We start from the raw sequence: 25,374 nt of genomic DNA, 5'->3' as shown, positions 1-25,374 counted from the left end.
TCGTCAGGCAGCGCCACCGTCGTCAGTCAGGGGTTGCCGATTCCTGCAATGCTTGCTTTGAGAACCACTGCAGCCCGGCAGCATGAGCACGGGGATTTCGGGTTTGCACCGCTTGGCGTCGCGCGTCGGCGTCGCTCGTGCGCCCAAGTTGTTCCAACGCCGCGGCAGCGCCCATTTCGGCAACATCCTTGGCGCCTTGACTACTCGGCACCCGCTCGAAACTCGCCAACGCGTTCTTGGCATCGCCGGCCAACCACTGCAAGCGCCCGATCTTCAGCCAATCGACGTGCGCCGGACGCAAGGTGGCGAGACGCAAGAGCGCGGCGGCAGCGTCTGCCGGGCGATGGGTCTGCGCCGCGATCAGGGCGGCGGCATCGAGGGTACCGTCATCCGTGCTGACCTTCGCCAAGGCTGGCTGCAAAGCGGTCCAAGCTTGCTCCCAGCGTTGCAGATTGGCCAAGGCGACAGCGTGATTCGTGTAGGCCACGAGGCGCCCGGGATCCAGCGCCTGCACGGCCTGCCAGTGTGGGATCGAGGCCTCGTCCTGTCCCAGGCGTAAGAGCAGGGTCGCGAGCCGGAAGTGGGACTGCGCATCGTCAGGCCGCAATGCCACGGCGACCTGCCAAGTCTGCAATGCTGCGGCGCTATTGCCGGCTTGCTCCTGCAGATCGGCGAGCACGACACGAATATGGGGCAGGTTGGGCGCTGCGGATACCAGAGCCTCCGCTTCGGTTACCGCTTCGGACAAATGGGTTTGTCGATCCAACTCCTGCAACGCGGTCAGCCGGGCATGAATTTGGATCAGTTCGTTCGGATGCTGGTTGCCTGACGTGGCGGTCGATCCGGCTCCGACATAGCCGAGGCTCTGCAGTTTCCGCGATGCTTCGCTGTCCGGACCGGCAAGCGCAGTGGGTTCGGGGCGCTCGAACGCAGCAATCTGCAGACGATCGGCGTTGGCCGTCTGCGTGGCATCGGCATCGACCAGATTGTTCTGTTCGCGCGGATCGGCTGACCAGTCATACAGTTCCTGTTCCGCCAGGGCGCTGGTGCCGATCCATTTCAGGTCATGATCGCGAAGGCTACGAAGCGGCAACGTGCCGTAAGCCTGCGTGCCGTAATAGGACTCAGCATACGCGGGCGGAATCGCCAGGTCCTGGCCCCGCAGCGCTGGCAGCAGACTAATGCCTTCTGACGCCTCAATGGGTGCGGCCCCAGCCAGCTCCAGCAGCGTTGGGGTCAGATCGATCAATCTGGGTAGACCCGGACGTGGCCCCGGGGCAAACATCTTGGGCGCCCACCAGAGCATCGGCACGAGGAGGGTGCTGTCGTAGAGCAGCAAGCCATGGTCGTATTCGCCATGATCACCGAGACCTTCGCCATGATCTCCGACGACCACCAACACAAAGGGGCGCTGCCGGGCCTTGAGCGTCGCGAACAACGGTGCCAGAGCTTGCCCCATTGCTCGAATTTCGCCGTCGTATCGCGCCGCCGTGTCGGCTTGTTCGCTGATCCCGTCAGGCAAGTAAGGCGCATGCGCATCAAACAGGTGCACAAACAGGAATGCCGGATCGGCGCCAGCCTGGTTCAGCCAGTCGATCGCGCGCGGCACCGTTGCGCGTGCCGGGCGCTCTTCGATCGTCGTTCCCCGATCGGCCGACGTGGCCTGATCGTAGACATCGAAGCCACGGCTCAAGCCAAATTCACGATCCAAAGGATACGCGCTGACGAATGCAGCAGTCTGATAGCCGCGTGCCTTGAGTCGGTCCGCGAGAAGTGGCAGTGATTCCGGTACCCGAACGCCGTTATTGCGAACGCCCGTCACATTGGGGTTTTTTGCCGAAAACAGACTGGTATGGGCCGGCAAAGTCAGCGGCGTCGGGCTGGCGGCCGCCGCGAAATGGGCTGATTCCGCCCAAAGCGGCGCCCAATCCGGGTCAGACGTCGCGATTTCGGCGAAGCGGTCGGCCCGTGTGGTATCGAGTGACACAACGATCATGTCAACAGGGCGTGAAGGCTTGCAGGCGGCGATGAGTTGCAAAAACACCAAAAAAACAAGCCATTTCAGACAATTAAGCGTCATTCGTCAACCAGGTTATCAAGTGTATTGCGAAAAAATGTGATCTAGTCAACAGGCCCAGACTCTACTACCTTACATATTCCTGGGATGGTGAGGGCATTGCGCCCGCACTTTTAAGTGTTTGAATTTGGCACAAGAGACAACGGGGTATTACATGAAACTGGCAGGAATTGGGGTAGGTATACTGGCACTGGGCGTGGCCTTTTCGGCCGCTGCCGCTGAGCCGTGGGAAGCGTTTTTGGATCAGGTCCGCATCAAGCAGGCAATTGCCGACAGCTTGACCCCTGAGCAATTGGAAGCGCGCAAGATCCGCTTGGCACAATGGCTGTATCAGCAATCGCTGATTGGCGGCAACGCCAGCCGTACGCCGGGCGACGTGTGTACCGCCGCCACGCTGGAAACCACGCTTGGCCCGTTCAACGACACGACCGTTGGCGCGACTGACGACTTTGACCTGCCAGCCGACACGGCGGCGCCAACTTGTACGGCGGCTTCGACCTGCACGGGCGCGGGCCCAGCTGGCTCGCTGCCGCGCGGCGCCATCTACACCGGCACCGGCACCGGCCCGGATCGCGCTTTTGCGATTCGTTCGTCGACCGCCTGCACCATGACCATCACGATGGATCCGGCGACTCAGGACATGGCGCTGATCGCCTACCAATCGACCTGCTCCAGCAATTTGGCTGACTGTGCGTGTGTGGACGACACGGGCGTTGCGGGTACCGCCGAGGTCGTCACGCTTGATATGCAGGCCGGCGTCGACTACTTCGTCGTGGCCGATGGCTACACGACCAGTGGGCCTCCAGGTCCGTCTGACGCCTACACGATGACCTTCTCCGGCCCGGGCTGCACGCTCGTTGGCGCATCGACGGTCAACTACACCAACACGGCCGGTCCGTTGAGCTTCACCGGTTCGGTCGGTGTCGCGACGCCGTCCCAGAATGTCAACGTCGCTGCGACGGGTGGCAACACGGAAGCACTGACGATTTCGGGCTGCTCGTTTGTTGGTGGCAACAACGCCGACTTCTCGCTGTCGCCGGCCCCAAGCTTCCCGCTCAGCGTCGCTGCGGGCAGCAATGTCGATCTTCCGGTCGTCATGACCGCTTCGGCCGGTGGCGCCCGCACGACCACGCTGACCTGCACCACGCCAAACGCCACCGCGCCAAGCGGCACGTCGTTCTCGGTCACGCTGAACGGCACGGCCACGGCTGATGTCTCGCCGACGCTGACGTACTCGCCGGTTCCGACCACGAGCATCGCGTTCCCGGCCGGCCCGGCTGGTGTTGCGACCTCGACGATCGCCATCACGGCGGCAGGCGCTGCGGGCGGCGGCGTCACGACGGTCAACGGTTGCACGTTCGCCCCGGCTGGTCCGTTTACCGCTGCCACGACCCCGGCCAATGGTCAATTCACCACGTCGGTCACCAGCGGTTCGATCGATTTGACCTGCACGCGCGGTGCGACGGCAGCTGCGTCGACCCTGACGTGCACCGAAACCACCGGCACCATCACCCGCGGCAACTCGACCACCCGCTCCTGGCCAGTTTCCTGCCCAGCCGCTGATGCAGCGGTGCTGTCGGCCTCGAAGTCGGTGACCGGCTCGTTCAACCCGGGCGGCGCGATCACTTACCTGATCACGATCACGAACACGGGTTCGGCGGCGTCGGCTGACAACGCTGGCGATGAGTTGGTTGACGTGTTGCCTGCACAGCTGAACCTGGTCAGTGCATCCGCCAGCGCCGGTACGGCCGTTGCCACGATTGCGACGCGCACGGTTACCTGGAACGGCTCGGTTCCGGCTGGCGGCTCGGTGACGATCACGATCAACGCCACGATCACCAACACGGTTGGCCAAGTCACGAACCAAGCCTCGGTGAGCTACGACGCTGACGGCAACGGCAGCAACGAGACCACCGTGCTCAGCGACGATCCAGGTGCCGCTGGCGGTGCCGATGCCACGACGTTTGCGATCACCGGCGCCCTGCAGTCGATTCCGGTGTTCAGCAACTGGTCCAAGTTGCTCGCCGTGTTCGCCGTGCTGGGTATGGGCCTGATGTTCTGGGGCTTCCGTACGCGTCAAGCCTGAGTGATGCCATCGGGTGCGGGTTGACCGCACTCGATGCACCAAACACAAACCCCCGGCATTGCCGGGGGTTTTGTTTTGCACCACATGGATTGTTCCGAATCAACGGAAAGCCCGAAGTGTGGGGAATCGGTCGGCAGCCAACAACTTTGAGACATGGGCCAGAGTGCCCAAAGCGAATTTGCCGTTGCACTTGGAACCGGCCACAGAACCCATTTCCAAGTGTCGCCAAAAGAGCGGTTCGCGCGGAATGATGAGTTGGCGAACGAGCCGCGTTGGCGAACGAGCCGTGCCGGCGCTCAGTGGCCGATCGGCAGACTCAACCCAATCGTGAAAATCGCATCACCGAAGCCGTCTTGTCCGGGTTGGTCGGTATCGTTGAAGTCATACCGCATTCGAAGATCAGCGCGTAGTTTGAGTCGGCCCGACTCAAGCAAATCCCATTGCCCGCCGATGCCAACTTGCACGAACGGGTCTTCGCCCGAGCTGATAGGGCCAGGCGCATCGAAGCGGGCGATTCCGGCACCAAACAAGATGTACGGGTCCCACAGTGGCTCGCGATTGACCTGGCGATAATTGACGGCGACGAACTCGTGCGACAGCCCGTAGTTGATCCCGAAGTCGAGGTGATCCTGGCCAATTTCTATTTCGCCCATATGGATGGGGCCGAATGTACGGGCAAGGCTCAGTACTTCGGCGTGACCGTCCAGGCGCACGGCGTCGTCCGTGATCATGCCGCCCGCCAACATGCTCAGTTCATAACGGTCGGACCACGACCTGTCCTGAGCCGCGAGTGGCGCGCTGGCAAGACCAATCAGGCCGAACGCCATGAGTCGGATCATGACTGAGGTGGCTTCAGGCCGCGCAACTGATGCACGTTTCGACTCAAATACGCAGACACCAGCGCAAATCCGACGCCAATCAGCGCAATCTGACCGAGCGTCGCGCCGAGCAATTGCACGCCGCGCAATCCGAAGCTCGCCACGGTGTCGCCACCACGCCAGACCGCGGTATCGATAAAGCTCTTTGCCTTGTAACGCTCTTCGCGATCGACCCGGGTGTAGAGCGCGTCGCGCGCTGGCTGCACGATGCCGTAGCCAAATGCGCGCGACGAGATGATCGCAAACACGAGCCAGAAGCTGTTGCCAAAGAACGCCAGCACCGCCAGGATCACCGCATTGAACAACGCGACCACGACGAGCGTCACGTGCGAGCCCAGGCGCATCAACATCCAGCGTGTCAGCAAGGCTTGGACGACCAGCTGGATGCCATTGGATGCCCAGTCGATGGACGCAAAGAATTGCGTGCGCGCATTGGCATCGGGATAACTGTGGCGGGCGACGTCGGATGTCAGCGAGTAGAGCACAGTCGAGATCATGTCCGAGAGCACCAGCAGCAGCGCCATGCGCGTCAAAAACTGATTGCTGAAGGTGGCCTTGGCGCCGGCGAGCAGGTTGCCGCCAATCGGGTTGTCGTGGCCGGCATCACGCTTGCCGTGCTGCTTCGACCAATTGACCAGCGCAAGCGTCAGCGGCATGCATCCGAGCAACATGACACCGGAGGTGATCAGCAATCCCGGGATGCCGATGATCGCGACCATCTTGTAGGCGAACAGCGGCCCCAGCATGGCGCCAATCGTGCCGCCGATCGCGATCGGTCCGAATAGACGCTTGGCTTGCTCATCGACGAACAGGTCGGCCATCAGGCTCCAGAAGACCGCCACCACGTACAGATTGAACACGCCGACCCAAACGTAGAACGCCGTGGCCAACCATGCTCCGGGCTGGTCACTGGGTGCATAGACTGCCCAGAGAAACATGCCGACCGAAAAGAATGCGTAGACAATGGGGATGAAGCGACGCGGGCTGAGCTTGGCCACCAGTGCCCCGTAAAGTGGTGTCGCGGCAAGCATCACTACAAACACCGTCAGCCAGATCCAGGGCAATACGGCGGAGCCGCCAGCCGCAGCGCCCATTTGCTCGCGCACGGGCCGGATGACGTAGTAAGCACCCAACACCAGGAAGAAGAACGCTGCCGATAGCAGCACTGCCGGCCATTCGTGGCCAGCAAGGCGTGGGGTAGTGGGGTCCGGATTCGGGTTCTGGCTCATGGAAGCGGCGAGTGTAGCCAGCCCAGGCTCGGCAATGCCATCATTGCTGCATGAGACTGCTCGAAATCTATCGACACCCGGTCAAATCATTTGGCGGCGAACTACTCGACGCTGCGGAATTACATGATCTTGGTGTGAAGGGTGATCGCCGCTTCATGCTGATCGATGCCAACGACCGCTTTGTCTCGGCGCGCGAAGTGCCCGCCTTGCTGCACTGGCGGGCACATTGGCATGACGATGGCAGCCTGTTGCTCGTGGCGCCGAACGGCGCGTCGCATCGCGCCCAATTGGGGGCCGACACGCTGGATGTGACGGTCTGGGACGATACGTTCCAAGCGCTGCTCTGTGCGGCCGACACCCAGGCTTGGCTCGGTACCCACCTGGATTGGCCCGCACGACTGGTGTTTGTGCCGGATCCCAGCCCGCGTGCAGTCGATCCGCAGTACGCGCAGGCCGGCGATGCCGTGTCATTTGCCGACGGCTATCCCATTCTGATCGTCTCGGACGCGTCACTTGATGAACTGCAGGCGCGCGCCGGTTTGGCACTGTCGATGCGGCGCTTTCGTCCGAACCTCGTCATCAGCGCGACAGCGCCGCATGCTGAGGATCAGTGGCGTCGCCTCCGAATTGGTGAATGCGAGTTGGAACTCGTCAAACCTTGCGTTCGCTGCGTTCTGACGACCATCGATCCGATCACTGCCGAACCACATCCCGAGCGTGAGCCGCTCCGGTCGCTGATCCAATACCGGCGGGGGCCCAAAGGCGTGACGTTTGGCATGAATGCGTTGGTTCGCCGCGGTGGATTGATTCGCATTGACGATCCCATCGAACCGCTCGCCTAGGCCAAATGCCCCCACGAAACGGAATTTTGCGCATGCCGCTGCCAACGCTCAAGACGCTGGAGTCATTGCTCTAATCGCCTGCGCCGACACTCGCGAATCAGCTCAGGAAGCGACATGTACGACTTCATCATTATCGGCGCAGGATCGGCGGGTTGTGTGTTGGCCAACCGCCTCAGTGAGCAATCCGGCAATCGTGTGCTGCTCTTGGAAGCCGGGCCGCGCGACTGGCATCCGTTCATCCATATGCCGGCCGGGATTGCGAAACTCGTCAATCGCAAAGGCGTGAACTGGGACTACGAAACCGAGCCGGAGGCGGAGCTCAATCAGCGTCGACTCTGGTGGCCACGCGGCAAAGTCTTGGGCGGTTCGAGCTCGATCAACGCTATGTGTTACATCCGTGGTCACAAGCGCGACTACGACCAATGGGCCGAAGCCGGCAATCCCGGCTGGGCGTATCAGGATGTTCTGCACTACTTCCGCAAGTCCGAAACCAATGAACGCGGTGCCGACGGGTATCACGGTGGCAGCGGGCCCCTGAATGTCGCGGACCTGCGCTATACGAATAAGCTGTCGACGGTGTTCATCGAAGGGGCCGACAGTGTGGGCTATGGCCGCAACCATGACTTCAACGGCGCGTCGATGAACGGCTTCGGCTTGTATCAAGTAACTCAGAAAAACGGCCAGCGCTGCAGCGCGGCAGCCGGGTATTTGCGACCCGCCGAAAGCCGCTCGAATCTGACGATCATGACCGGCGCGCAGGTACAACGTGTGCAGATCGAGCAGGGCCGGGCCGTGGCGGTTGAGTATCTGTACAAAGGGCATCTGCAACGTGCCGAGGCATCGCGCGAGATTTTGCTCAGTGGCGGCGCCCTGAATTCGCCGCATCTCCTGATGCTTTCTGGCATCGGTGATCGTGAAGCCCTGAAAGCGTTTGGCATTCCGAGCAATGTGCACCTGCCGGGCGTCGGTCGCAATCTGCACGACCATCTTGATGCGTGCACGATCTTTCATTGCAAGGAGCCGATCACATACGACCGCACGAACGATGCGGTGATCGCGCTGCAATATGCGTTCTTCAAACGCGGACCAGGTACGTCGAACATCGCCGAGGCTGGCGGCTTCATTCGCTCGAAGCACGCACCCGATGAACGACCCGACGTTCAGTTCCATTTCGTGCCGGCCATTCTGGATGATCATGGCCGCAATCGCATCAAAGGTTACGGCTTCACGATGCACGCGTGCCATTTGCAGCCGAAGAGCCGTGGCTACGTGTCGTTGCGTTCGGCCGATCCACAGGACAAGGTCCGCATCTTCGCGAACTATCTGCAGGATCCATTAGACCGGGCGACCCTGATTGAAGCGGTACGCGCGTCGCGCAAGATCGCGCATAGCAAACCATTTGAGCCGTATCGTGGCGCCGAGATGTTTCCGGGCGACAACGATGACTCCGATGCAGCGATCCTGGCCTTCCTGCGCAAAAAGTGCGAGACGGTCTATCACCCGGTCGGAACCTGCAAGATGGGTCAAGGGCATGATGCGGTCGTGGACTCGGCGCTCAAGGTTCATGGCGTGCAGGGCCTGCGCGTTGTGGATGCGTCGATCATGCCGACGATCGTGTCCGGCAACACGAACGCGCCGACGATCATGATTGCCGAAAAGGCAGCGGATTTGATTCTGAACGCATGAATCAGGCGGCGCCGACCCGGATCTTGATCCTCGGCGCCAGTGGGTTGTTTGGAGCGTTGCTCGCGCGCGGACTAGCCGCAGAGCCAGGCTTCGATATTTTGCTTGCTGCACGTCGGATCAAACCGCTGCAACGGCTCGCGGCAGCAATCTCGGTGCATCCGGAATCGACGCTTGATGTGCTGCAACTGGACGTCGCTGACGCTGCGCTGGTCACAAAGTTGCACCAACATCGTGTGCAGATGCTGATTCACTGTGCCGGTCCGTTTCAAGAACAGGACTATAGTGTCGCCCGGGCTTGTCTCGCGGCGGGCGTGCACTACGTTGACTTGGCCGATGCGCGCGCGTTTGTTGCGGGAATCAGCGACCTCGATGCGGATGCCAAGAACGCTGGGTGTGTGGTTCTCTCGGGGGCGAGCACGGTTCCTGCGCTGAGTGGTGCCGTGGTCGGTGCGCTCGCGGCAGATCTTCGCGAGGTTCGCGAGATCGATGTAGCGATTGCGCCGGGCAATCGTACTGAACGTGGGTTGGCAACGATCGCGGCGATTCTCAGTTACACCGGAAAGCCGATGCCATGTTGGCGCGACGGCCGAATGGCAACGACGCGAGGCTGGTTCGGATTGCATCGGCGAGCGTTTGCAACGCCCCTTGGCAAACGCTGGCAGAGTGATGTTGATCTGCCCGATTTGGCGTTTCTGCCGAGTCAGTTCCCGACGCTACAGACGCTTCGTCTGACTGCCGGACTGGAGCTCAGTCTGTTGCATGTCGGACTGTGGCTGCTGGCTGGTTTGGCGCGCTGGCGGCTACTGCCATTGGCGCGGATGGCCAGTTTGTTGAAATGGTGCTCAGACTGGTTAATTCCGCTGGGTAGTGATTGCGGGGGGATGCAGGTATGCATGTCTGGCATCGATCAGCAGGGTAATGCATGTCTACGTCAGTTTGATCTGGTCGCTGAGCATGGTTTGGGCCCGAATGTGCCAACCTTGGCGGCACGCATTCTTGCGAAACAATTGCGGGATGGCCGGATGCCAGAGCCGGGTGCTCGCGCCGCGGATAGGGTGTTGGCCTATGCCGAGTTCGAGGCGGAAGCGCGGGCGATTGGGATCCGGTTTCAAAACCGATCGTGAGGCAAGATTGGTTCGCGGCTGAAGCTGCTCCCACAAAAACCGCCGCTCCGAACCATTCTTGCCGACAAGCTCGACTAATGCTTGTGGGAGGGCCTTCGGACCCGAATCGATCTTGCGGTAACCATGCATTGAGGCAAGATTGGTTCGCGGCTGAAGCCGCTCCTACAATAAACGCTGGCTCGAACCAATCTTGTCGCGAGTTCGCCAAATGCTTGTGGGAGGGCCTTCAGGCCCGAACCGGTCTTGCGGTAACCATGCATTGAGGCAATATTGGTTCGCGGCTGAAGCCGCTCCCACAGAAGCCGCTCCCAAAACTTCTGGATCGGCTTGCCCGTCAGTCCAAATCCACCGCGTGCGCGTGCTCGCGGGTCGCATGGAACTGCACGTCTGGCCAGCGCTCCTGGGTCAGCTGTAGATTGACCCGGGTGGGCGCAATGTAGACGAGCAGACCCGCAGCATCATGCGCGAGATTCATCGCCTGCTTGTCCTTGAACTCCTGCAACTTCTTCTCGTCCGTGCAGACAATCCAGCGCGCCGTCGCGACTTGCACATTTTCGAATAGGCAGTCCACGCCATACTCGTCCTTCAGGCGATACGCGACCACATCAAACTGCAGCGTGCCCACGGCGCCTAGAATCAGGTCATTCGACATGATTGGCTTGAAGAACTGGGTCGCGCCTTCTTCACTCAGCTGCGCCAGGCCTTTGGTCAGTTGCTTCATCTTCAAAGGATCTTTCAAGCGGGCGCGGCGGAATAGTTCGGGCGCAAAGTTCGGGATGCCGGTGAACACGATGGGTTCGCCTTCGGTGAAGGTGTCACCGATCGAAATCGTCCCGTGATTGTGCAGACCGATGACGTCGCCCGGGTACGCGCGCTCGACGATTTCGCGGTCGGAGGCCATGAAGGTCAGCGCGTTCGAGAACTTCACGTCCTTGCCGGTACGAACCTGAAACGCTTTCATTCCTTGCTCGTAGTGGCCTGAGCAAATGCGCATGAAGGCCACGCGGTCGCGATGATTCGGGTCCATGTTGGCCTGAATCTTGAACACAAAGCCGCTCATCTTGTCTTCGGTCGCCTGCACCAAGCGCGACTGCGTGGCATGGCCCTTCGGCGCGGGTGCGTGCGCGACGAAGAAGTCGAGCAACAGTTGCACGCCGAAGTTGTTGACTGCCGAACCAAAGAAGACCGGTGTCTGTTTGCCCGCCAAATACTCGGCGTGATCAAACGGATGCGAGGCGCCACGAACCAGTTCGAGCTCGTCACGCAGTTCCCGCAGCGCCTCAGCGCCAATCCGGCTCTCCAGCGTCGGATCGTCGAGCTTCAAGATGGTGGAATCCTGGCGGGTGAAGTTCTTGCCGGATTCGAACAAATGCACTTCGTCGTCCAGCAGGTGATACACGCCCTTGAGGCGCGAGCCCATGCCCACCGGCCACGTGATCGGCGCACACGCGATCTTAAGCACCGACTCGACTTCATCGAGCAGGTCGATCGGCGAACGGCCCTCGCGGTCCAGCTTGTTGATGAACGTCATGACCGGCGTGTCGCGCATCCGGCAGACTTCCATCAGCTTGATGGTGCGGTCTTCGACGCCCTTGGCGACGTCAATCACCATCAGCGCCGAGTCAACCGCCGTCAACACGCGGTACGTGTCTTCCGAGAAGTCGGCATGGCCGGGGGTATCGAGCAGGTTGACGATCCTGTCTTCGTACGGAAATTGCATGACTGAAGAGGTCACGGAAATGCCGCGCTCCTTTTCGAGCGCCATCCAGTCGGATGTTGCATGCCGCGCCGCCTTGCGCGATTTGACGCTGCCCGCCATCTGAATCGCCCCGCCGAACAGGAGCAACTTCTCGGTCAAGGTGGTCTTGCCCGCGTCCGGATGCGAGATGATGGCGAACGTGCGCCGACGCGCCGTTTCGGTCAGATGGATGCTCATGGAATAGCCGCGATTCGCGCCAGGTGGGCGCATTCAGCCTGACATTATGCCAGGGGCGGAGGGATTGGGCATCTGGATGGCTTTGGGTGGGATTTACCGGCATCGAATGGCTTCGATGGCTCGGCTGTTGGTGCTGACTTGGCGCAAGTAGCCCTCTCCCCGGCCCTCTCCCACTCGCGTGGGAGTCCAGCTGCCCCTTTGGTGCGCTTATTCGCGCATCAAACTATTAGCGACGATGCGCGATTCTTACGACGGCACATTGTGGCAAGTAGCCCTCTCCCCAGCCCTCTCCCACTCGCGTGGGAGAGGGAGCCGGCTCCCTCCCCCGCGATCGCGGGGGAGGGCTGGGGAGGGGGTTACTTGCGATTGTCTGGCAACGCCATCTGGCTGAATTCTGAGCGACGCATAAAGCAGCGCCAAAAGTGCTCAGGCCTTCTTGGGCTTTGGCGTCAGATACATATTGATGTCGGCATGCGCGACTTTCGTGCCATCTTCGTCCGTGATCGCCACAGCGACGATACAGTCGTAGCCGCCTTCCACGGATTCCGGCAACGTAAACGTTGCCGTCGCCGTCGCGCTGATCTGGCACTTGGCCAAATACTGAACCGTCATGCCTTTTGGGATCCAACGCCAATCTTTGGGGAGCGACGCTTCCATGCCCACGCCAGCAGCCATCTCCGCCGCATTGCAGAGCGCAATCGCGTGAATGGTGCCGATGTGGTTCTGAACCGAGCGGCGATTCTGGATTTTTACGACCACCTTGCCCGGTTTCAGCTCCAGAAACTTCGGCTTGATCGAGCCGAAGTAGGGCGCCCGCGCGCACACCGCACGGGCGAACAGCCACTCGCCCAGCGGCCAGCGTTTCATCTTTTCGTATTGAGCGAGTACCGGATTCATTACGCCACCGATTTTAGCTTGGGCTTGTCGAGGTCCACCGCTGATTCGAGTTCCGACGGATCGAAGTCATCGACCGAGATCACTTCGTGCGTAATGGCCCGGACTTCGATCAACAGTTCGCGCTCAGCCGAAGTGATAATGCCTTGCTGCAGCGCTTCGTCGATCTGCGCGCCAAACTCAAGCGCCTTCAACTGGCCAGCCTTGATCGCTTTCATCAGCTTGCGTTCAACCGGTTCCGCCGCGATCACTTTGGGCAGCCCCGCAACCATGCGACCGACTGGGTTGTTGGCGTTCGGCGTCAGGTAGATGCCTTCAGCCAGGCGATCGCGCGCTTCGTTTGGCGACATCAGCAACGTGGCGACACGATGGCCCAAGCGATCGCCCGGTGCGCGTTCACGGAGACCGATTGGGAACACGAGCGCGCGCAGCGCCCACGCAACCGGACGGATCGGGAAGTTGCGGAGCACGCCATCGAGCGCATTCTGGATCGCATAGACGGCATCGTGCATTGCCCACGCGAGCATCGGGTAGTCCATCGTTGGACGGCCTTGATCTTCGTAGCGCTTCAGCATCGCGCTCATGATGTAGAGCTGGCTCAGCACGTCACCCAAACGGCCCGAGAGCTTTTCTTTGACTTTGAGGCGCGCACCCAGTGTGAGCATCGCCGTGTCAGCAACCAGAGCCAACGTGGCCGAGTACCGCGTGATCTTGCGATAGAACTTGGCAGTCGTCGCGTCGCCCATCGGGGCCTTTGCGAGCCGCGAGTGCGTGAGGCCGAGCAGGAATGCGCGGACCCCATTGCTGATCGCAAAGCCAATGTGGCCGAACAGTTGCTTGTCGAATTCGACCAGGCGCGTCTTCGGATCAGCTTCCTGCGCCGCGTGCAGTTCCTTCAGCACATACGGATGGCAGCGGATCGCGCCCTGGCCAAAGATGATCATGCTGCGCGTCAGGATGTTCGCGCCTTCGACCGTAATTGAGATCGGGGCGGCCTGATACGCGCGGCCAACATAGTTGCTTGGGCCAAGAATGATGCCCTTGCCGCCATGGATATCCATGACGTCCTTGACGACCGTCGCGCCGTTTTCGGTTGCGTGGTATTTCGCAATCGCGGAGGGCACGGCCGGCTTTTCGCCGAGGTCCACGGCAGCCGCGGTCATGCGCGCCAGGGCCGTTGTGGCATAAGCCTTGCCGCCAATGCGGGCAAGCGCTTCTTCGACGCCTTCAAAGCGGCCGATCGGCATTTGGAATTGTTTGCGGATGCGGGCATAGGCACCGGTTGCGACGGCGCCCATGCGGACGCCACCCGCCGAGCTCGACGGCAGCGAAATCGCGCGGCCGACCGACAGGCATTCCACCAGCATGCGCCAGCCCTGGCCAATGTATTCCGGGCCGCCAATCAAATAGCTCAGTGGAATGAACACGTCCTTGCCGCGCACCGGGCCATTCTGGAACGGCACGTTCAATGGGAAGTGACGACGGCCGACTTCGAGGCCGGGTGTCGAACGCGGAATCAGTGCCAGTGTGATGCCGCGATCGCTGACATCGCTTAAGTGCTTATCCGGATCATGCAGACGAAACGCGAGACCCACGACCGTCGCGACCGGCGCCAGCGTGATGTAGCGCTTGTCGAACGTCAGGCGCACGCCGAGCACGTCCTGGCCCTGATGCTGACCCTTGCACACGATGCCGAAGTCCGGAATCGAGGTGGCGTCAGAACCCGCATACGGATTCGTCAGCGCGAAGCAGGGAATTTCCTCGCCACGAGCAAGGCGCGGCAGATAATGGTTCTTCTGATCTTCTGTGCCGTAGTGCAGCAGTAGTTCAGCCGGGCCGAGTGAGTTCGGCACACATACGGTCGACGACAGGGTGCCGGACAAGCTCGCGCACTTCTGCACGACGGCGTGATGCGCGAGTGCCGAGAAGCCGAGGCCGCCATACTGCTTCGGAATGATCATGCCGAAGAACTTGTTCTTTTTCAGGTAATCCCAAACCTGCGGCGACAGATCGGCGCGGTGATGCGTGGCTTCGAAATCGTCATGCAAACGGCAAAGCTCGTCGCACGGACCATCCAGGAAGGCCTGTTCTTCCGAGGTCAGCTGCGGCTTTGGCTGGCTCTTCAGTTTGCTCCAGTCAGGGCGGCCCGAGAACAGCTCGCCTTCCCAGCCCACGGTGCCGGCTTCGAGTGCGACCTTCTCGGTCTCCGACAGCTGCGGTGTCATCGTCTGATAGACCTTCAGGAACGGGCCCGAGATCAGCAAACGGCGAAGTGGTTTGACGTTGGTGATCAGTGCGATCAGTGCGAACACGCCGCCGACAATGGCGCTTGGCAGCCAATTCGGCCAAGTAGCAGCCGCTGCGGCGCCAATGGCGATCGCGCTGAACAAGGTCCAGGTAGCCAGACTGAAGCGCCGGTAGGCACTGATCAGTGTGGTGAGCAATACAGCGAGGATGGGTAGCGCAATGGCCATGACAACTCCTTCCGTTCAGGCGTGGCGATCGAGGAAATCGGTGAGATGCTCGGTAAATGTTTGATTGTCGTCGCCGACCACCATGTGGGTGGCATCGCGAACGACCCGGTGCTCGGCGTGGGGCACCAGTTCCAGAAATTCGGTGATGGTGTGGTCGGAGACCACATCGCTCTTGCTGCCGCTGATCAACAATACGGGCAGCGACAGGGTGCGGGCTGCCTCAAGCAGCAAGTGCATTTCGCGCTCGCCACTGGCACCCAAATCGTCCAAAAGACGCGGATCCCAATGCCATCGCAAACGGCCATTGCGCATCGGCACCAGCATTTTGGCGAGCCGCTCGGGCTCGGACTTTTGCGCGCGATGTGGCAGATACTGTTGAACTGCGTCTTGCGCGGCTTCTAGAGTCGCAAATCCATCCGGAAACGCCCGCATGAAGCCCAGGATGCGCTGCACGCCGGCGACTTCCCAACGAGGCGTCACGTCGACCAGCACCAAGGCCTTCAGCAAGCCTGGATGGCGGGCCGCAACCGCGATGCCGGCTAAACCGCCCATCGACGCGCCAATCCAGATCGGCGGCTCGGCCTGGGCGGCTGCAAACGCTTCCGCATCGTGGATGAGTTGTTCGATGCTGTACGGTGTCTCGCTTGGATTCCAGTGGCTGCGGCCATGACCGCGCCAGTCCAAAGCGAGCGCGGTGTGACCTGCTTCGGCCATGGCTGAAGCCGCCGTTGTCCAAGACATCCGCGACTGCCCAAGCCCATGCGTGAACAGCAAGGGGCGCTTGCCGCCAGGCCAATGATCAGCGTGCAAGTCGGCGCCATCAGCGGTCTTCAGCGACCAGGCTGAGGGCAGATTGGAGCGTTCAGCGATCGCAGATAGGGCTACCATACGGCAGAGTATGGTCGGCCAAACGTTTGTTTGTCAATACGCCTGCGTATGGTGCTAGGCTGATGGTATCGTCACTTTTTGTCCACGACCATGTTGATGAGCACCAGCGCCAGTCAAGACAAACCCCGACTGACTGCTGAGGATTGGCAGCAGGCCGCACTGGATGTCATTGCCGAACAAGGACTTGCTGCGGTGGCCGTGGAGCCCTTGGCAAAGCGGCTCGGCGTCACCAAAGGCAGCTTCTATTGGCATTTTCCGTCCCGGGAGGCCCTGATCAAAGCCTCGCTGGAGAAGTGGGAAGCCTCGGACCAGCAGCGTGTGTTCGACCCGTTGGAGCATATTGCCGACCCCGGCGATCGCCTGCGCGAGCTCTTTGTGCTGACGAGTCGGGAAATGCGCTCCCACGTCATTTACAGTGCGCTGCTGAATCAGGTCGATCATCCGATTGTGCAGCCCATCATGCAGCGCTTGTCGCAAAAGCGCATCGCGTTTCTTGGACTCGCGTATCGGGCGCTCGGCCTGAATCGGCGCGAATCGATGAATCGGGCGCGCCTTGCGTACGCCGCGTATGTCGGGTTCCTGCAATTGATGCTGCAAATGAAGTTGCCGCGCATGACGACCGAGGAATACGAAGAGTATGTGCAGCACGTGGCGGAAACACTGATTCCGCCCACGCCCAACTCGGGCAATTGAAAGCGGGCGCAATTTTTCACGACGCAATCAGGGGAAAACCCCCAGAGTCGACTTGCCCAAGTCGGTGCCAACGCGCCTAATGGCAGCATGAAGACGCCGCTCCTGCCCTGTGTGAAATGGATTGCCGCTGGCCTGTTAATGGTCAGCACCGCTGCTGCTGCTGGCGAGTTGCAACTCATCGTCGGTGCCACCGGCGTGGCCGATGAGTTCGGTTATGCCGTCAGCGCCGATAACAATCTGATGCTCGCCGGCGCGCCCGGTGAGGCCGATCAGACCGGCGCCGCCTATGTGTTCCGTTGCGGTGGCGGGCGTTGCATTCAAGAGGCGAGACTTTCGGATCTGACGCTCGATCCAGGCCATCACTTTGGTCACGACGTGGCGGTTGCTGGTGCCGACCTGTTTGTGTCCGCGCCGGATCAGAACGGTGGGGTGGTGTACGCGTTCAATCGGGCAGCGCAAGGCGTGGTAGTGCCAGTCGCGGCGCTTGTGGCGCTCGATGGCGAGCCCCTTGATCGCTTCGGTACTGCGCTGGCCGTGGATGCCGACACGCTGGTCATCGGTGCGCCCGGCGACAACGACAATCGCGGGGCCGTGTTCGTGTTTGTCCGCGATGGTGGCAGTTGGGTCCAACAATTCGAACTCTACGCATGGGATGGTCTTGCTGGCGATGGGTTTGGGATGGCGGTTGCGGTGCAAGGCGATCGGATCAGCGTGGGGGCGCCGTTTGACGGCGGGCTGGGTGCAGGTTCGCCCTATGCACGCGGCGCGGTCTACACGTTTACGCGCGCCAACGGCCTTTGGTCGCCCGAAGCCAAGCTGGTATCGAGCACCGCCCAGAACGGGGATCTGTTTGGACGGAGCGTCGCGCTCAGCGCCACCCGATTGGTGGTCGGCACACCCGGTGCGGCTTCTGGGTTGGGCCGCGTGTTCTGGTTCGAGCGTCCGAGTGGATCCTGGGCGCCCGCGGGCAACACCGGCCCACCGACCCCCATCGCCAAACAGCGCTTTGGCTGGAATCTCGAATTGAACGGCAATGATGTGTGGGTTGGCGCGCCGTTTACGGCGCTGAACACCAACCCTAGTTGTGGCGCGTTCGTGCTGCTACGTGACACCGCCGGAACGCTTAGCCCTGCCACCGTGCCCGCGCTGCGCAATCCCTTGCCTGGCGATATGACCGGCTGGCGCTTGGCGGCATGGGGTTCGTATCTGTATGCCGCGGCGCCGGGGCGAAACATCAGTCTGGAGCAGCAAGGGGCCGTGGCGTGGTTCGATGCAGTTGATCAGATTGCCGACGGCAGCTTTGAAGAGAGCATCGCCTGCCCTTGAGACCGGTTGCCGGCCCGCGCGCGACTCAATCCATCAACCCATGCTTGACGGCGTAGCGGATCAGCTCAGCCGTGTTCCGCGCATCCATTTTTTCGAGCACGCGGGAGCGATGGTTCTCGGCGGTCTTGGCGCTGATTTCCAGTCGACGCGCGATCTCCTTGGTGGTCTGACCTTCGACGATCAAGTGGAACACCTCGCGTTCGCGTGGGGTCAGCCCGCGGTACGGATCTTCCAGCGACACGCCCGGGCGTTGCACTTGCTGCGCCATGACGCGCGCTGCATGGGGACCGAAATAGCCGCGATCCTGAGCGAGCGCCTTGACGGCATTCAGCAATTCGGAGCCGGCACTGTCCTTGAGCAGAAAGCCTGCGGCACCTGCGCGCACGGCATGCAGTACGTACTCTTCTTCGGCGTGCATGGTGAGTACCAGGATTCGCAGATGCGGCATGTCCTGAGTGAGTCGTCGCAGGACTTCGAGCCCATTGAGTTTGGGCATCGACAAATCCAGGACGAGCACATCCGGACGGACCTGTTGACACAATTCGACTGCGGTCATGCCATCTTGCGCCTGGCCGACGACCTGGCACTCCGGACTCGCTTGCAGCAGCGCGACCACCCCCTCGCGCAGGATGGTGTGATCATCAGCGACGACAACACGTATGACTTTCATGGCGCGACAGGGCTGGCAGCATCCGGAAGCGGTATGCTGACACGAATCTGCATGCCGTCCATGGGCGCGCTGTGAAACTGAATCGTGCCGCCAAACAAGTGCACGCGTTCTTGCATGCCAGACAAACCCGTGCTCTGGCTGGTACTGCCTTGCCCTAAAGCCTGCTCGATGTCGCAGCCGCGGCCGTTGTCGGCAATCAACACATGAATGGCACTCGTTTTTCGGGCCAGTCGGACGACCACCTGACTGGCTCCTGCGTGTTTGGCAACATTGCTGAGCGCTTCCTGGATCAGGCGAAAGACGACGGTATTGAGATCGTCATCGAGCGCCAGACCAAGCTCCTGAATATCGTCGGTGATGTCGAGGCCGTGATGCTCACGAAAGCTCCGGAACAGCCACTGCAAGGCCGGAACGAGCCCGAGATCGTCGAGAATCTGCGGGCGCATCAGCCGCGACAGATTGCGGATATCGTGCAGGCAGTCGGCTACCAACGCGGCCAACGCATCGAGGTCAGCGTGTTCGCGCACCGTGAGCGCAGGGTTCGCTTGCAATTGACTGAGCCGATGCATCGCAGCGGATAACTTCTGCCCGACCCCATCGTGCAAATCCCGAGCCAAGCGTCGGCGTTCGGACTCGGTCACCCGGAACACCGATCGCGCCAAATGTTGGAAGCGTCGATCGCGTTCGAGCAGCGTGTTTCGGATCCGAGCCTGGTCGGCCTGCAATTGCCGCAGTTGGGCGAGCAGATCAGCGCGGTCGGCGTCGTGACTCATCATGCATCGGGCGCTTTGGTGGGCGCTGCGCTTGGTGTCTGCGCCTCGTGTGCCGCGCGTTGCTGTTCATCAGCCGTCAGGCGTCGACACGCGCGGGCGGCTTCGAAGAAAGCGCGACGCTCGCTGATCAGGCTGACCCGGCTGAACAACGTCTCGCCGAGGCGAAAATCGTCGGCGCAGGCGCCTGCATTCAGCGCCAGACTGGTCAGGTAGAGCTTGGCGCTCAAATTGGCGCTCGCAAACTGTTTCAACTCATTCCGGGCACGTTGCAACAGGTCGGCAGCAGGGACTGCCTTGCTTGCGCGGGCGCCCACCAACAACGCCTCGACGCGCACCTGCGCGCTGTGCGCCAAATCGGCGTCGGTCACTGCCTGCAAGGCCGCTGCGCGGGCGGCATCGCGATCGTCGAGGCGAAGCAATGCTTCCGCCCGGCGCAGGTGCCAGGCGGCCTGCTGTTCGCGATTGCCGATCTGGCCGGTCAGCGGCGCCAGCACGGCGAGCGCGGCATTGGGGTCGTTTTGGTCCAGCAGCAACTGGGCGTCAAGCAAGTGCATTTCGGTCAGCCCGCGCGTATCCGAGCGCGACTCAAAACCGCCGCGCGCCGCCAGCATGTGCGTGCGGGCGGATTCGAGCTTGCCCTCGAGTCGGTCCTGCTCGGCGAGCGCTGCGTGCGCAACGGCGAGCTCTTCTGACATCTGATTCGTTTCGGCCATGTTCAAAGTGTATTCAAACGCGGCACGCGCTTCGGCAAACCGGCCGCGGGCGGCAAATGCCAAGCCCAGACCTTGCTGAGCGCGAACCTGCCCGAACAGATCCTGGTCGTGCAGAAAGCGTTCGTTCGCCTGTTGCCAGTGAAGCTCTGCATTCGCAAAGTCCCCCATTTGATAGTAGGCAAAGCCCACATTCAAAAGGCTCTCGGCGACGGCGCGCTGATCGGCACTTTGCATGCGCATGCTCAGGGCCTCGCGATGCGCTGCGAGTGCCGCGGGGTAGTCGCCACGCTCTTCGGCAAGCAGGCCAAAATCGTTACGGAGATCAGCAAGTGCCTTTTGATCGCCCATCGGCGTCAGAATTTCTTCGGCCTGGTGCAACGACTGCTCGGCCGCGTCGAACTGGCCGAGCAGCGACAGCGTCGCGGACAGGTTGTGCAGACTGGTCGCCTGCCCGCGTCGGTTGCCGGCGGCAGCGTGAAACCCAGCGGCCTGGCGGTAAGCGTCTGCGGACGCCTCCAACTGGCCCAGTCGCCGGTAACCAATGCCTTGAGCATTCGCGACATCGCCTTTCAATGCCGCGTCCTGCAGCCGATTCGCCAGTACTTGTGCGCGCACCAGATAGTCGTCCACGGCACGCTGCGCATCGCCCGCCATGATGGCGTACTTGCCCGACTCGAACCAGGCGCGTCCGTTACCGGGATCCGCCTTCAGCACCAACTGGACGGCGGCTTGCGCGGCTTCCAGTTCACCTTGATCGGCCAGCGCGCGGGCTCGCAGACGCTGCGCCTCGGGCGACAACCAACCCGTCGCGGGCAGGTTTGGCAAGGCCGCGTCGGCGTCGTCCAGAGCAAGCGACGCATGGGCGCGCGCGCGCTGCACGGTCGCCGTTATCGCCGTCTTCGGGAGCCGGTCCAGGCACTCGCGCGCTGTGCGGCTCGCCTCGGCGCGTTCGCCGATTTGCTCCAGTTGATTCAGGTGTTCTGAGCAATCCAGCGCGATTGCGACCGCGTCGGTGGCCGCCACCGCTTCGGCGCCCGGCGCGCGGGCCGAAAGACGCGCCAACTGTTGCAGGCGCTCCAGTAAGTTTGGTGCGGGCGCCGTCTTTGGTCGATCTGGAAGCTCGGCTTCGGCTGCGGCGATGAGTTTCAGCGCGGTCTGATCGGGGTGATTGGTTGCTTCGGCGAGCCGCTCGGTCCAACTCGGCTCTTTGGCGCCGGCCGGCCAGAGCTGCGCGACCCAGACGCGCTGGCCTTGGTCTTCGTCGATATCGAGTTCGAGGAAGTACTGGCTCGGCAACGCCGCAAACACTTCATCGCGATGACGATGCCAGCTGGCCTGATCAAAGCCAAGTCGGACTAATGCGCGATTGATCTGCTCAACGGAAATGGTCTTCAGACCGCGATCGATCCAGTCTGATTCAACGACCCGGTTAAGGTCGCGCAGATCCGGGGTATTCGCACCCGGGCGCGCATTGTCATGAACCGGCATCAGTGTCAGCGTGGCCCAGGGCGCATTGTCGGGGTCTGGGGCGCGCTGGTCGCCGCGCCAGAACAGCGCGGCCGCGAGGCCCACCGCAGCGACCGCGGCGATTGCAGTCAACCAAGGCCAGCGTGCCGATGGCGCCGCGCCGAGGTCGTCGATTTTCGGTGCGCGCGCGCGGCGCTGATCGATCGCGGCAATGAGCGCTTCCGCGTTGGGCAGTCGTTGTTCGGGTTTAGGGGTCAGCAGCGCTGCCAACAAATCAGCAAGCCAGGACGGCAGTTCTGGTTTGACGGTCAGAATCGAGGGCGGGCTCCTCAGAATTCGCTGTACCAGGACTTCGGAACCGGTACCGCTCGCAAAGGGCAGTTCCCCGCTCAGCATTTCGTAAAGCATCAGCCCCAGTGTGTACAAATCGCTGCGGCCATCAATCGGGGCCGCCTGCGCCTGCTCTGGCGACAGGTAGGCGGGCGTGCCAATCACGATGCCGCTTTGCGTGAGTCGCGTTTCACCGATCGAGCGCGCCACGCCGAAGTCGGTGATCAACGCGTCGCCATGTTCATTGATCAGCACGTTCGCAGGCTTCAGGTCACGGTGGACCACCTGCTTCTGGTGCGCGGCCTGTAGACCAAGCGCCAATTGCCGGGTGATCAGCAAGGCGCGCTCGGGCAGCAGCACGCGCTCGCGCAGCAACAGATCCTCCAGGGATTCGCCGCGGACAAAGTCCATGCTGATCAACCACAGGCCCTGGTGCTGCACCAGGTCATGAATGCGCACGACGTGAGGGTTCGAAACCTGTCGCGCCAGCAAGAGCTCGTGCCGGAACCGCTCAAAAGCCTCGGCTTTGTTAGCAAGTTCCGGTCGCAACAGCTTCAAGGCCACGGGCACTTTCAGCTGCTCATCTTCAGCCTGGTAGACCACGCCCATTGCCCCCATCCCAAGCAGGCGGACAATTCGGAAGCGTTCCGCGATCACGGTACCTGGGCTGAACTCCGCCACGGCAAACATGCCGGTGACGGTGGCTTTGAGGTCGGCTTGCGCGCGATTCGGCATGGGCTCGTCCATCGTTACGTCAGGCTCGCGGCGAGCTGGTTCAGACGATGGTCAAGGAGGCTCAGCGCGAGCTCGGACGCGGCGCGCTCCGCAAATGCGCGCAGCAGTTCTGCATCCAACTCGTTGAAATGCCGGCCCGGGGTGTCGGTGTCCAGATACGCTAACGCCAGCAGCTTGCCCCAAGCGTCGAGCAATGGCAGCACCGCGACCGCCGTGATGCCGGCATTCAGCACGCTGGCGCGCTTCGCGAGTTGCGCTGGATCTTGTGCCGCCGACATGAACACTGGCGCGCGCGATTGCACCGCCTGGTTCAGCGCCCCGCGACTGCCCGCGAATCGGGCCTCTGGCGCATCGCCCATGCCGAGGTTGATGATGACCGGCCCTGGCGCATCGTCGCGGACGTCAATCAGTACGCCCCGCCGACACTCCGAAATCGCAAGTAGCTGGGCAAGAATTGTTTCCAGAACCGCCGTCGCATTTTCCGGCTCGGCAAGTTTGATTGGTCGCTGCAACGTTTCATGGCGACGTTGCTCCGTCAGCTGCCGGCGTTGGTTCGCCGCGGCTTCAGAAATCGGGTTCAGCGCCAGAAACACATCGCCGATCGCGACATAGCTCTCGCCAGCAATCACAAACTGATCAACGCGCCGACCATCCACGCGCAAGCCGTTCTTGGATTGCAAGTCCTCGATTCGCCAGCCGTCGGCCGCATCGCCAGTCAGTTCTGCATGGCGCCGGGAAATCGAGTCATGATCCAGCCTGATCTCGCAATCCGGATGTCGGCCCAAGAGCCAACTACCAGGGCTTCGGAGCACGCGCTCGATACTGGCTTGAAGTGGGACGTGGGCAATCAGACTCAAGGGCATGGCGGTTCCTGGACCAGCCCAACCTTATGCACAGGGGGACCAGTCTGACAAGTCCCGACCGCCACAGGTCATGCAAAGCTTGATGACTGCGACAGCCCGAGCGCGGGGTCGGCCGTATCAGGCACTGAGTCCGGGCCAGGCCTTCGCTGGGCCGGCTATGTGCGGGACTCCGTGTGCGATTGGCCGTCCAGGTTGGACTGTGTCACGCCCTGCTCAGAGATTGGCGACGCGTCTGACGCGGTACACCAGTGCGTCCGTCAGGCTCTTGATCTCGCCCACCGCATCAATAACGCCGCCTTGCGAGCTGTAGCGATTCGGAATGGCGCTGCCACCAAAGCTGCGGGTGGTGGGAACCATCGCCTGCAGTCTGGTGATCGCGTCCGTGTAGGCCCCACGGTCGTAGGCGGCACGGGCGATTCGCAGGTCTTCCGTCAGCACTTCACTGGCCAGCAACGACAAGTCTCCCGCCCGCAGTCTGGCGTCCAGGGCGTTGAAGCCATCGACCGCATCGGCGGCGTAGTCCTGCACCAGATCCTGAACCAGCACAAACTCCGAGAACGTGCCGCTGCTGCCGCGAGCACGGATACTGCCAGCGAGCACATCGGCCGTCACGTCACGGAAATTCGATCCCACCGGCGCTTTCATCAGGCGATACGGCGACGGAAACGTGAACGTCAGTTCTTCGGTATGGACTTCGTACTCAATCTGGTTATCGAATTGCAGATTGCAGCTTGCGAGCGGCTCGACCACGATTTTCACTGGAATCAGCGGGTCGACCACGAAGCGCCCCGGCGCACCCGGCATGCGCGCTTGCAGTGCGCTGATCTCGGTGGCATCGAGTTGGTCGGCACTGACGTTCAGGCAGGGCACGGTCAGATTGACCGGATTCTCGAACTCGATCTCCATATCGATGCTGTAAAAGTCGCCCTGCCCATCTGGGAACTCGACTTCGATATCCGCTTTGTCACCATCGATGATGGTCACGGTGACGAGCGCTGCACTGCTCCCGGAGAATCCAAGTCCAAGCAGCAGCCAGACAACGATGGAGCGCGCGCGATTCGAGGCAAACACGGGGGACAGGCCTTTCTGACAGTTGTCGCGAGTCTAGTGCGCGTCACCGGCAAGCGGTCACCGAGCCCCCCCGTTTGGTGGAAACTTTTCAATTGTGTGAGGGAAAACACCCAGGCGCCTGCGTGCGCGGTAGGACGTCTCGCGGATGCGGGTTGTCCGATGCGGGCTCTGGTCGGGCTTCCAGCAACCCGAGCGGCGATCTGCCAAGGCGCCTAGCCTGCCCTTATTCTGACGCAGATGAAGCCTGAGCCTCTTCTGACCATTAGCCAAGCGCTGGACCTGCCCACGGCCGATCGAGCCAGCGTTGTGCGTTTTGAGCGCCTAGCCAATCCCACGCTGCAGGCGGATTCGCGAATGACCGGATCGCAGCCAGGCTTGCCTTATTGACCCGGCGGCTAGTTGCTGAATCGTTCGTGCCGGGTCAATAGAATCGTCGATCACCGGGGAGCGAATGTTGCAGCCGGACGGCTGCTGAGGCCTCGATCCATGCGGGTTGACTTCGCTTGCTGGCAAACCGGAGCGCGCTCTGCAAAATTCCTGCAACTTCTCGCAACGCTGTTCACCGATACTGAGACCGGTGCGTCGGCGTCATGGTCGGAGCGAGAGCCCGCGCTTGGAT

The 25,374-nt window shown here is 61.7% G+C and carries 18 protein-coding genes; 6 read left to right on the top strand and 12 right to left on the bottom strand.

The genetic code is table 11. The annotated features are described in order from the left end of the window. Positions 1 to 22: 22 nt before the first annotated feature. A complete protein-coding gene (locus C7S18_RS15100) occupies positions 23 to 1,996 on the bottom strand; it encodes a sulfatase-like hydrolase/transferase (protein ID WP_170113286.1) in 1,974 nt (657 codons plus the stop codon). Positions 1,997 to 2,231: 235 nt separating this feature from the next. Between C7S18_RS15100 and C7S18_RS15095 the strand changes: the two genes are divergently transcribed. Further along, positions 2,232 to 4,163, top strand: a complete 1,932-nt coding sequence (locus C7S18_RS15095; RefSeq protein WP_106892351.1) for a DUF11 domain-containing protein — start codon at positions 2,232 to 2,234, stop codon at positions 4,161 to 4,163. 296 nt (positions 4,164 to 4,459) lie between these two features. On the opposite strand, the gene C7S18_RS15090 is transcribed toward C7S18_RS15095, so the two are convergent. Together C7S18_RS15090 and C7S18_RS15085 are read right to left on the bottom strand one after the other, a co-directional pair. Further along, positions 4,460 to 5,002 (bottom strand): hypothetical protein, encoded by a 543-nt coding sequence (locus tag C7S18_RS15090; protein ID WP_106892350.1) that lies wholly within the window; start codon positions 5,000 to 5,002, stop codon positions 4,460 to 4,462. Continuing rightward, entirely contained in the window at positions 4,999 to 6,270 is a 1,272-nt protein-coding gene (locus C7S18_RS15085; RefSeq protein WP_106892349.1) for an NTP/NDP exchange transporter, read from the bottom strand. The genes C7S18_RS15090 and C7S18_RS15085 overlap by 4 nt, the downstream gene beginning before the upstream one ends. A gap of 50 nt (positions 6,271 to 6,320) precedes the next feature. On the opposite strand from C7S18_RS15085, the gene C7S18_RS15080 reads away from it, so the two are divergent. The 3 genes from C7S18_RS15080 to C7S18_RS15070 all read left to right on the top strand — a co-directional run bounded on the left by C7S18_RS15080 (position 6,321) and on the right by C7S18_RS15070 (position 9,922). Beyond that, complete coding sequence (locus tag C7S18_RS15080; protein WP_106892348.1) at positions 6,321 to 7,112, top strand: MOSC domain-containing protein; 792 nt, start codon at positions 6,321 to 6,323, stop codon at positions 7,110 to 7,112. 114 nt (positions 7,113 to 7,226) lie between these two features. After that, positions 7,227 to 8,798: a GMC family oxidoreductase gene (locus C7S18_RS15075; RefSeq protein ID WP_106892347.1), complete on the top strand. Its 1,572-nt coding sequence runs from the start codon at positions 7,227 to 7,229 to the stop codon at positions 8,796 to 8,798. Continuing rightward, positions 8,795 to 9,922 carry a saccharopine dehydrogenase family protein gene (locus C7S18_RS15070; protein ID WP_106892346.1) on the top strand — a complete coding sequence of 376 codons (1,128 nt, stop codon included), beginning with the start codon at positions 8,795 to 8,797 and terminating at the stop codon, positions 9,920 to 9,922. Before C7S18_RS15075 ends, C7S18_RS15070 begins: the two co-directional genes overlap by 4 nt. A 334-nt stretch (positions 9,923 to 10,256) precedes the next feature. Here the strand turns inward: C7S18_RS15070 and C7S18_RS15065 are convergent, their stop codons facing one another. The 4 genes from C7S18_RS15065 to C7S18_RS15050 all read right to left on the bottom strand — a co-directional run bounded on the left by C7S18_RS15065 (position 10,257) and on the right by C7S18_RS15050 (position 16,114). Next, positions 10,257 to 11,858: a peptide chain release factor 3 gene (locus C7S18_RS15065; RefSeq protein WP_106894050.1), complete on the bottom strand. Its 1,602-nt coding sequence runs from the start codon at positions 11,856 to 11,858 to the stop codon at positions 10,257 to 10,259. Positions 11,859 to 12,284: 426 nt separating this feature from the next. Beyond that, the gene (locus C7S18_RS15060) at positions 12,285 to 12,755 is read right to left on the bottom strand and encodes a hotdog fold domain-containing protein (protein ID WP_106892345.1); all 471 of its coding nucleotides are present in this window, start codon (positions 12,753 to 12,755) and stop codon (positions 12,285 to 12,287) included. Then, positions 12,755 to 15,226, bottom strand: a complete 2,472-nt coding sequence (locus C7S18_RS15055; RefSeq protein WP_106892344.1) for an acyl-CoA dehydrogenase — start codon at positions 15,224 to 15,226, stop codon at positions 12,755 to 12,757. The genes C7S18_RS15060 and C7S18_RS15055 overlap by 1 nt, the downstream gene beginning before the upstream one ends. Positions 15,227 to 15,241: 15 nt before the next feature. Then, positions 15,242 to 16,114, bottom strand: a complete 873-nt coding sequence (locus C7S18_RS15050; RefSeq protein ID WP_106892343.1) for an alpha/beta fold hydrolase — start codon at positions 16,112 to 16,114, stop codon at positions 15,242 to 15,244. Between the two features lie 90 nt (positions 16,115 to 16,204). Between C7S18_RS15050 and C7S18_RS15045 the strand changes: the two genes are divergently transcribed. Together C7S18_RS15045 and C7S18_RS15040 are read left to right on the top strand one after the other, a co-directional pair. Further along, the gene (locus C7S18_RS15045; RefSeq protein ID WP_106892342.1) at positions 16,205 to 16,807 is read left to right on the top strand and encodes a TetR/AcrR family transcriptional regulator; all 603 of its coding nucleotides are present in this window, start codon (positions 16,205 to 16,207) and stop codon (positions 16,805 to 16,807) included. A gap of 87 nt (positions 16,808 to 16,894) precedes the next feature. Beyond that, the gene (locus tag C7S18_RS15040; RefSeq protein ID WP_106892341.1) at positions 16,895 to 18,133 is read left to right on the top strand and encodes an FG-GAP repeat protein; all 1,239 of its coding nucleotides are present in this window, start codon (positions 16,895 to 16,897) and stop codon (positions 18,131 to 18,133) included. 25 nt (positions 18,134 to 18,158) lie between these two features. Here C7S18_RS15040 and C7S18_RS15035 read toward each other — a convergent pair whose 3' ends face one another. The 5 genes from C7S18_RS15035 to C7S18_RS15015 form a co-directional block, all read right to left on the bottom strand. Beyond that, complete coding sequence (locus C7S18_RS15035; protein WP_106892340.1) at positions 18,159 to 18,803, bottom strand: response regulator; 645 nt, start codon at positions 18,801 to 18,803, stop codon at positions 18,159 to 18,161. Beyond that, positions 18,800 to 19,579 (bottom strand): sensor histidine kinase, encoded by a 780-nt coding sequence (locus C7S18_RS15030; protein WP_240623907.1) that lies wholly within the window; start codon positions 19,577 to 19,579, stop codon positions 18,800 to 18,802. The genes C7S18_RS15035 and C7S18_RS15030 overlap by 4 nt, the downstream gene beginning before the upstream one ends. Continuing rightward, the gene (locus tag C7S18_RS15025; protein WP_170113285.1) at positions 19,576 to 22,821 is read right to left on the bottom strand and encodes a serine/threonine-protein kinase; all 3,246 of its coding nucleotides are present in this window, start codon (positions 22,819 to 22,821) and stop codon (positions 19,576 to 19,578) included. Before C7S18_RS15025 ends, C7S18_RS15030 begins: the two co-directional genes overlap by 4 nt. Positions 22,822 to 22,835: 14 nt before the next feature. Then, entirely contained in the window at positions 22,836 to 23,684 is an 849-nt protein-coding gene (locus C7S18_RS15020; protein ID WP_106892337.1) for an FHA domain-containing protein, read from the bottom strand. 213 nt (positions 23,685 to 23,897) lie between these two features. Continuing rightward, positions 23,898 to 24,755, bottom strand: a complete 858-nt coding sequence (locus C7S18_RS15015; protein WP_106892336.1) for a DUF6689 family protein — start codon at positions 24,753 to 24,755, stop codon at positions 23,898 to 23,900. Between the last annotated feature and the right edge of the window lie 619 nt (positions 24,756 to 25,374).

Origin of the sequence: Ahniella affigens, from assembly GCF_003015185.1 — a bacterium.
Classification (GTDB): Bacteria; Pseudomonadota; Gammaproteobacteria; order Xanthomonadales; family Ahniellaceae; genus Ahniella; species Ahniella affigens.
Note: the sequence above shows the minus strand (reverse complement) of the source record. Positions and strands in the feature narration are given on the sequence as shown.

Bases quoted from the DNA above. Each gene is read 5' to 3' on its own strand.
- C7S18_RS15100 (WP_170113286.1), bottom strand. From the start codon at position 1,996: ATGATCGTTGTGTCACTCGATACCACACGGGCCGACCGCTTCGCCGAA.
- C7S18_RS15095 (WP_106892351.1), top strand. From the start codon at position 2,232: ATGAAACTGGCAGGAATTGGGGTAGGTATACTGGCACTGGGCGTGGCC.
- C7S18_RS15090 (WP_106892350.1), bottom strand. From the start codon at position 5,002: ATGATCCGACTCATGGCGTTCGGCCTGATTGGTCTTGCCAGCGCGCCA.
- C7S18_RS15085 (WP_106892349.1), bottom strand. From the start codon at position 6,270: ATGAGCCAGAACCCGAATCCGGACCCCACTACCCCACGCCTTGCTGGC.
- C7S18_RS15080 (WP_106892348.1), top strand. From the start codon at position 6,321: ATGAGACTGCTCGAAATCTATCGACACCCGGTCAAATCATTTGGCGGC.
- C7S18_RS15075 (WP_106892347.1), top strand. From the start codon at position 7,227: ATGTACGACTTCATCATTATCGGCGCAGGATCGGCGGGTTGTGTGTTG.
- C7S18_RS15070 (WP_106892346.1), top strand. From the start codon at position 8,795: ATGAATCAGGCGGCGCCGACCCGGATCTTGATCCTCGGCGCCAGTGGG.
- C7S18_RS15065 (WP_106894050.1), bottom strand. From the start codon at position 11,858: ATGAGCATCCATCTGACCGAAACGGCGCGTCGGCGCACGTTCGCCATC.
- C7S18_RS15060 (WP_106892345.1), bottom strand. From the start codon at position 12,755: ATGAATCCGGTACTCGCTCAATACGAAAAGATGAAACGCTGGCCGCTG.
- C7S18_RS15055 (WP_106892344.1), bottom strand. From the start codon at position 15,226: ATGGCCATTGCGCTACCCATCCTCGCTGTATTGCTCACCACACTGATC.
- C7S18_RS15050 (WP_106892343.1), bottom strand. From the start codon at position 16,114: ATGGTAGCCCTATCTGCGATCGCTGAACGCTCCAATCTGCCCTCAGCC.
- C7S18_RS15045 (WP_106892342.1), top strand. From the start codon at position 16,205: ATGTTGATGAGCACCAGCGCCAGTCAAGACAAACCCCGACTGACTGCT.
- C7S18_RS15040 (WP_106892341.1), top strand. From the start codon at position 16,895: ATGAAGACGCCGCTCCTGCCCTGTGTGAAATGGATTGCCGCTGGCCTG.
- C7S18_RS15035 (WP_106892340.1), bottom strand. From the start codon at position 18,803: ATGAAAGTCATACGTGTTGTCGTCGCTGATGATCACACCATCCTGCGC.
- C7S18_RS15030 (WP_240623907.1), bottom strand. From the start codon at position 19,579: ATGATGAGTCACGACGCCGACCGCGCTGATCTGCTCGCCCAACTGCGG.
- C7S18_RS15025 (WP_170113285.1), bottom strand. From the start codon at position 22,821: ATGCCGAATCGCGCGCAAGCCGACCTCAAAGCCACCGTCACCGGCATG.
- C7S18_RS15020 (WP_106892337.1), bottom strand. From the start codon at position 23,684: ATGCCCTTGAGTCTGATTGCCCACGTCCCACTTCAAGCCAGTATCGAG.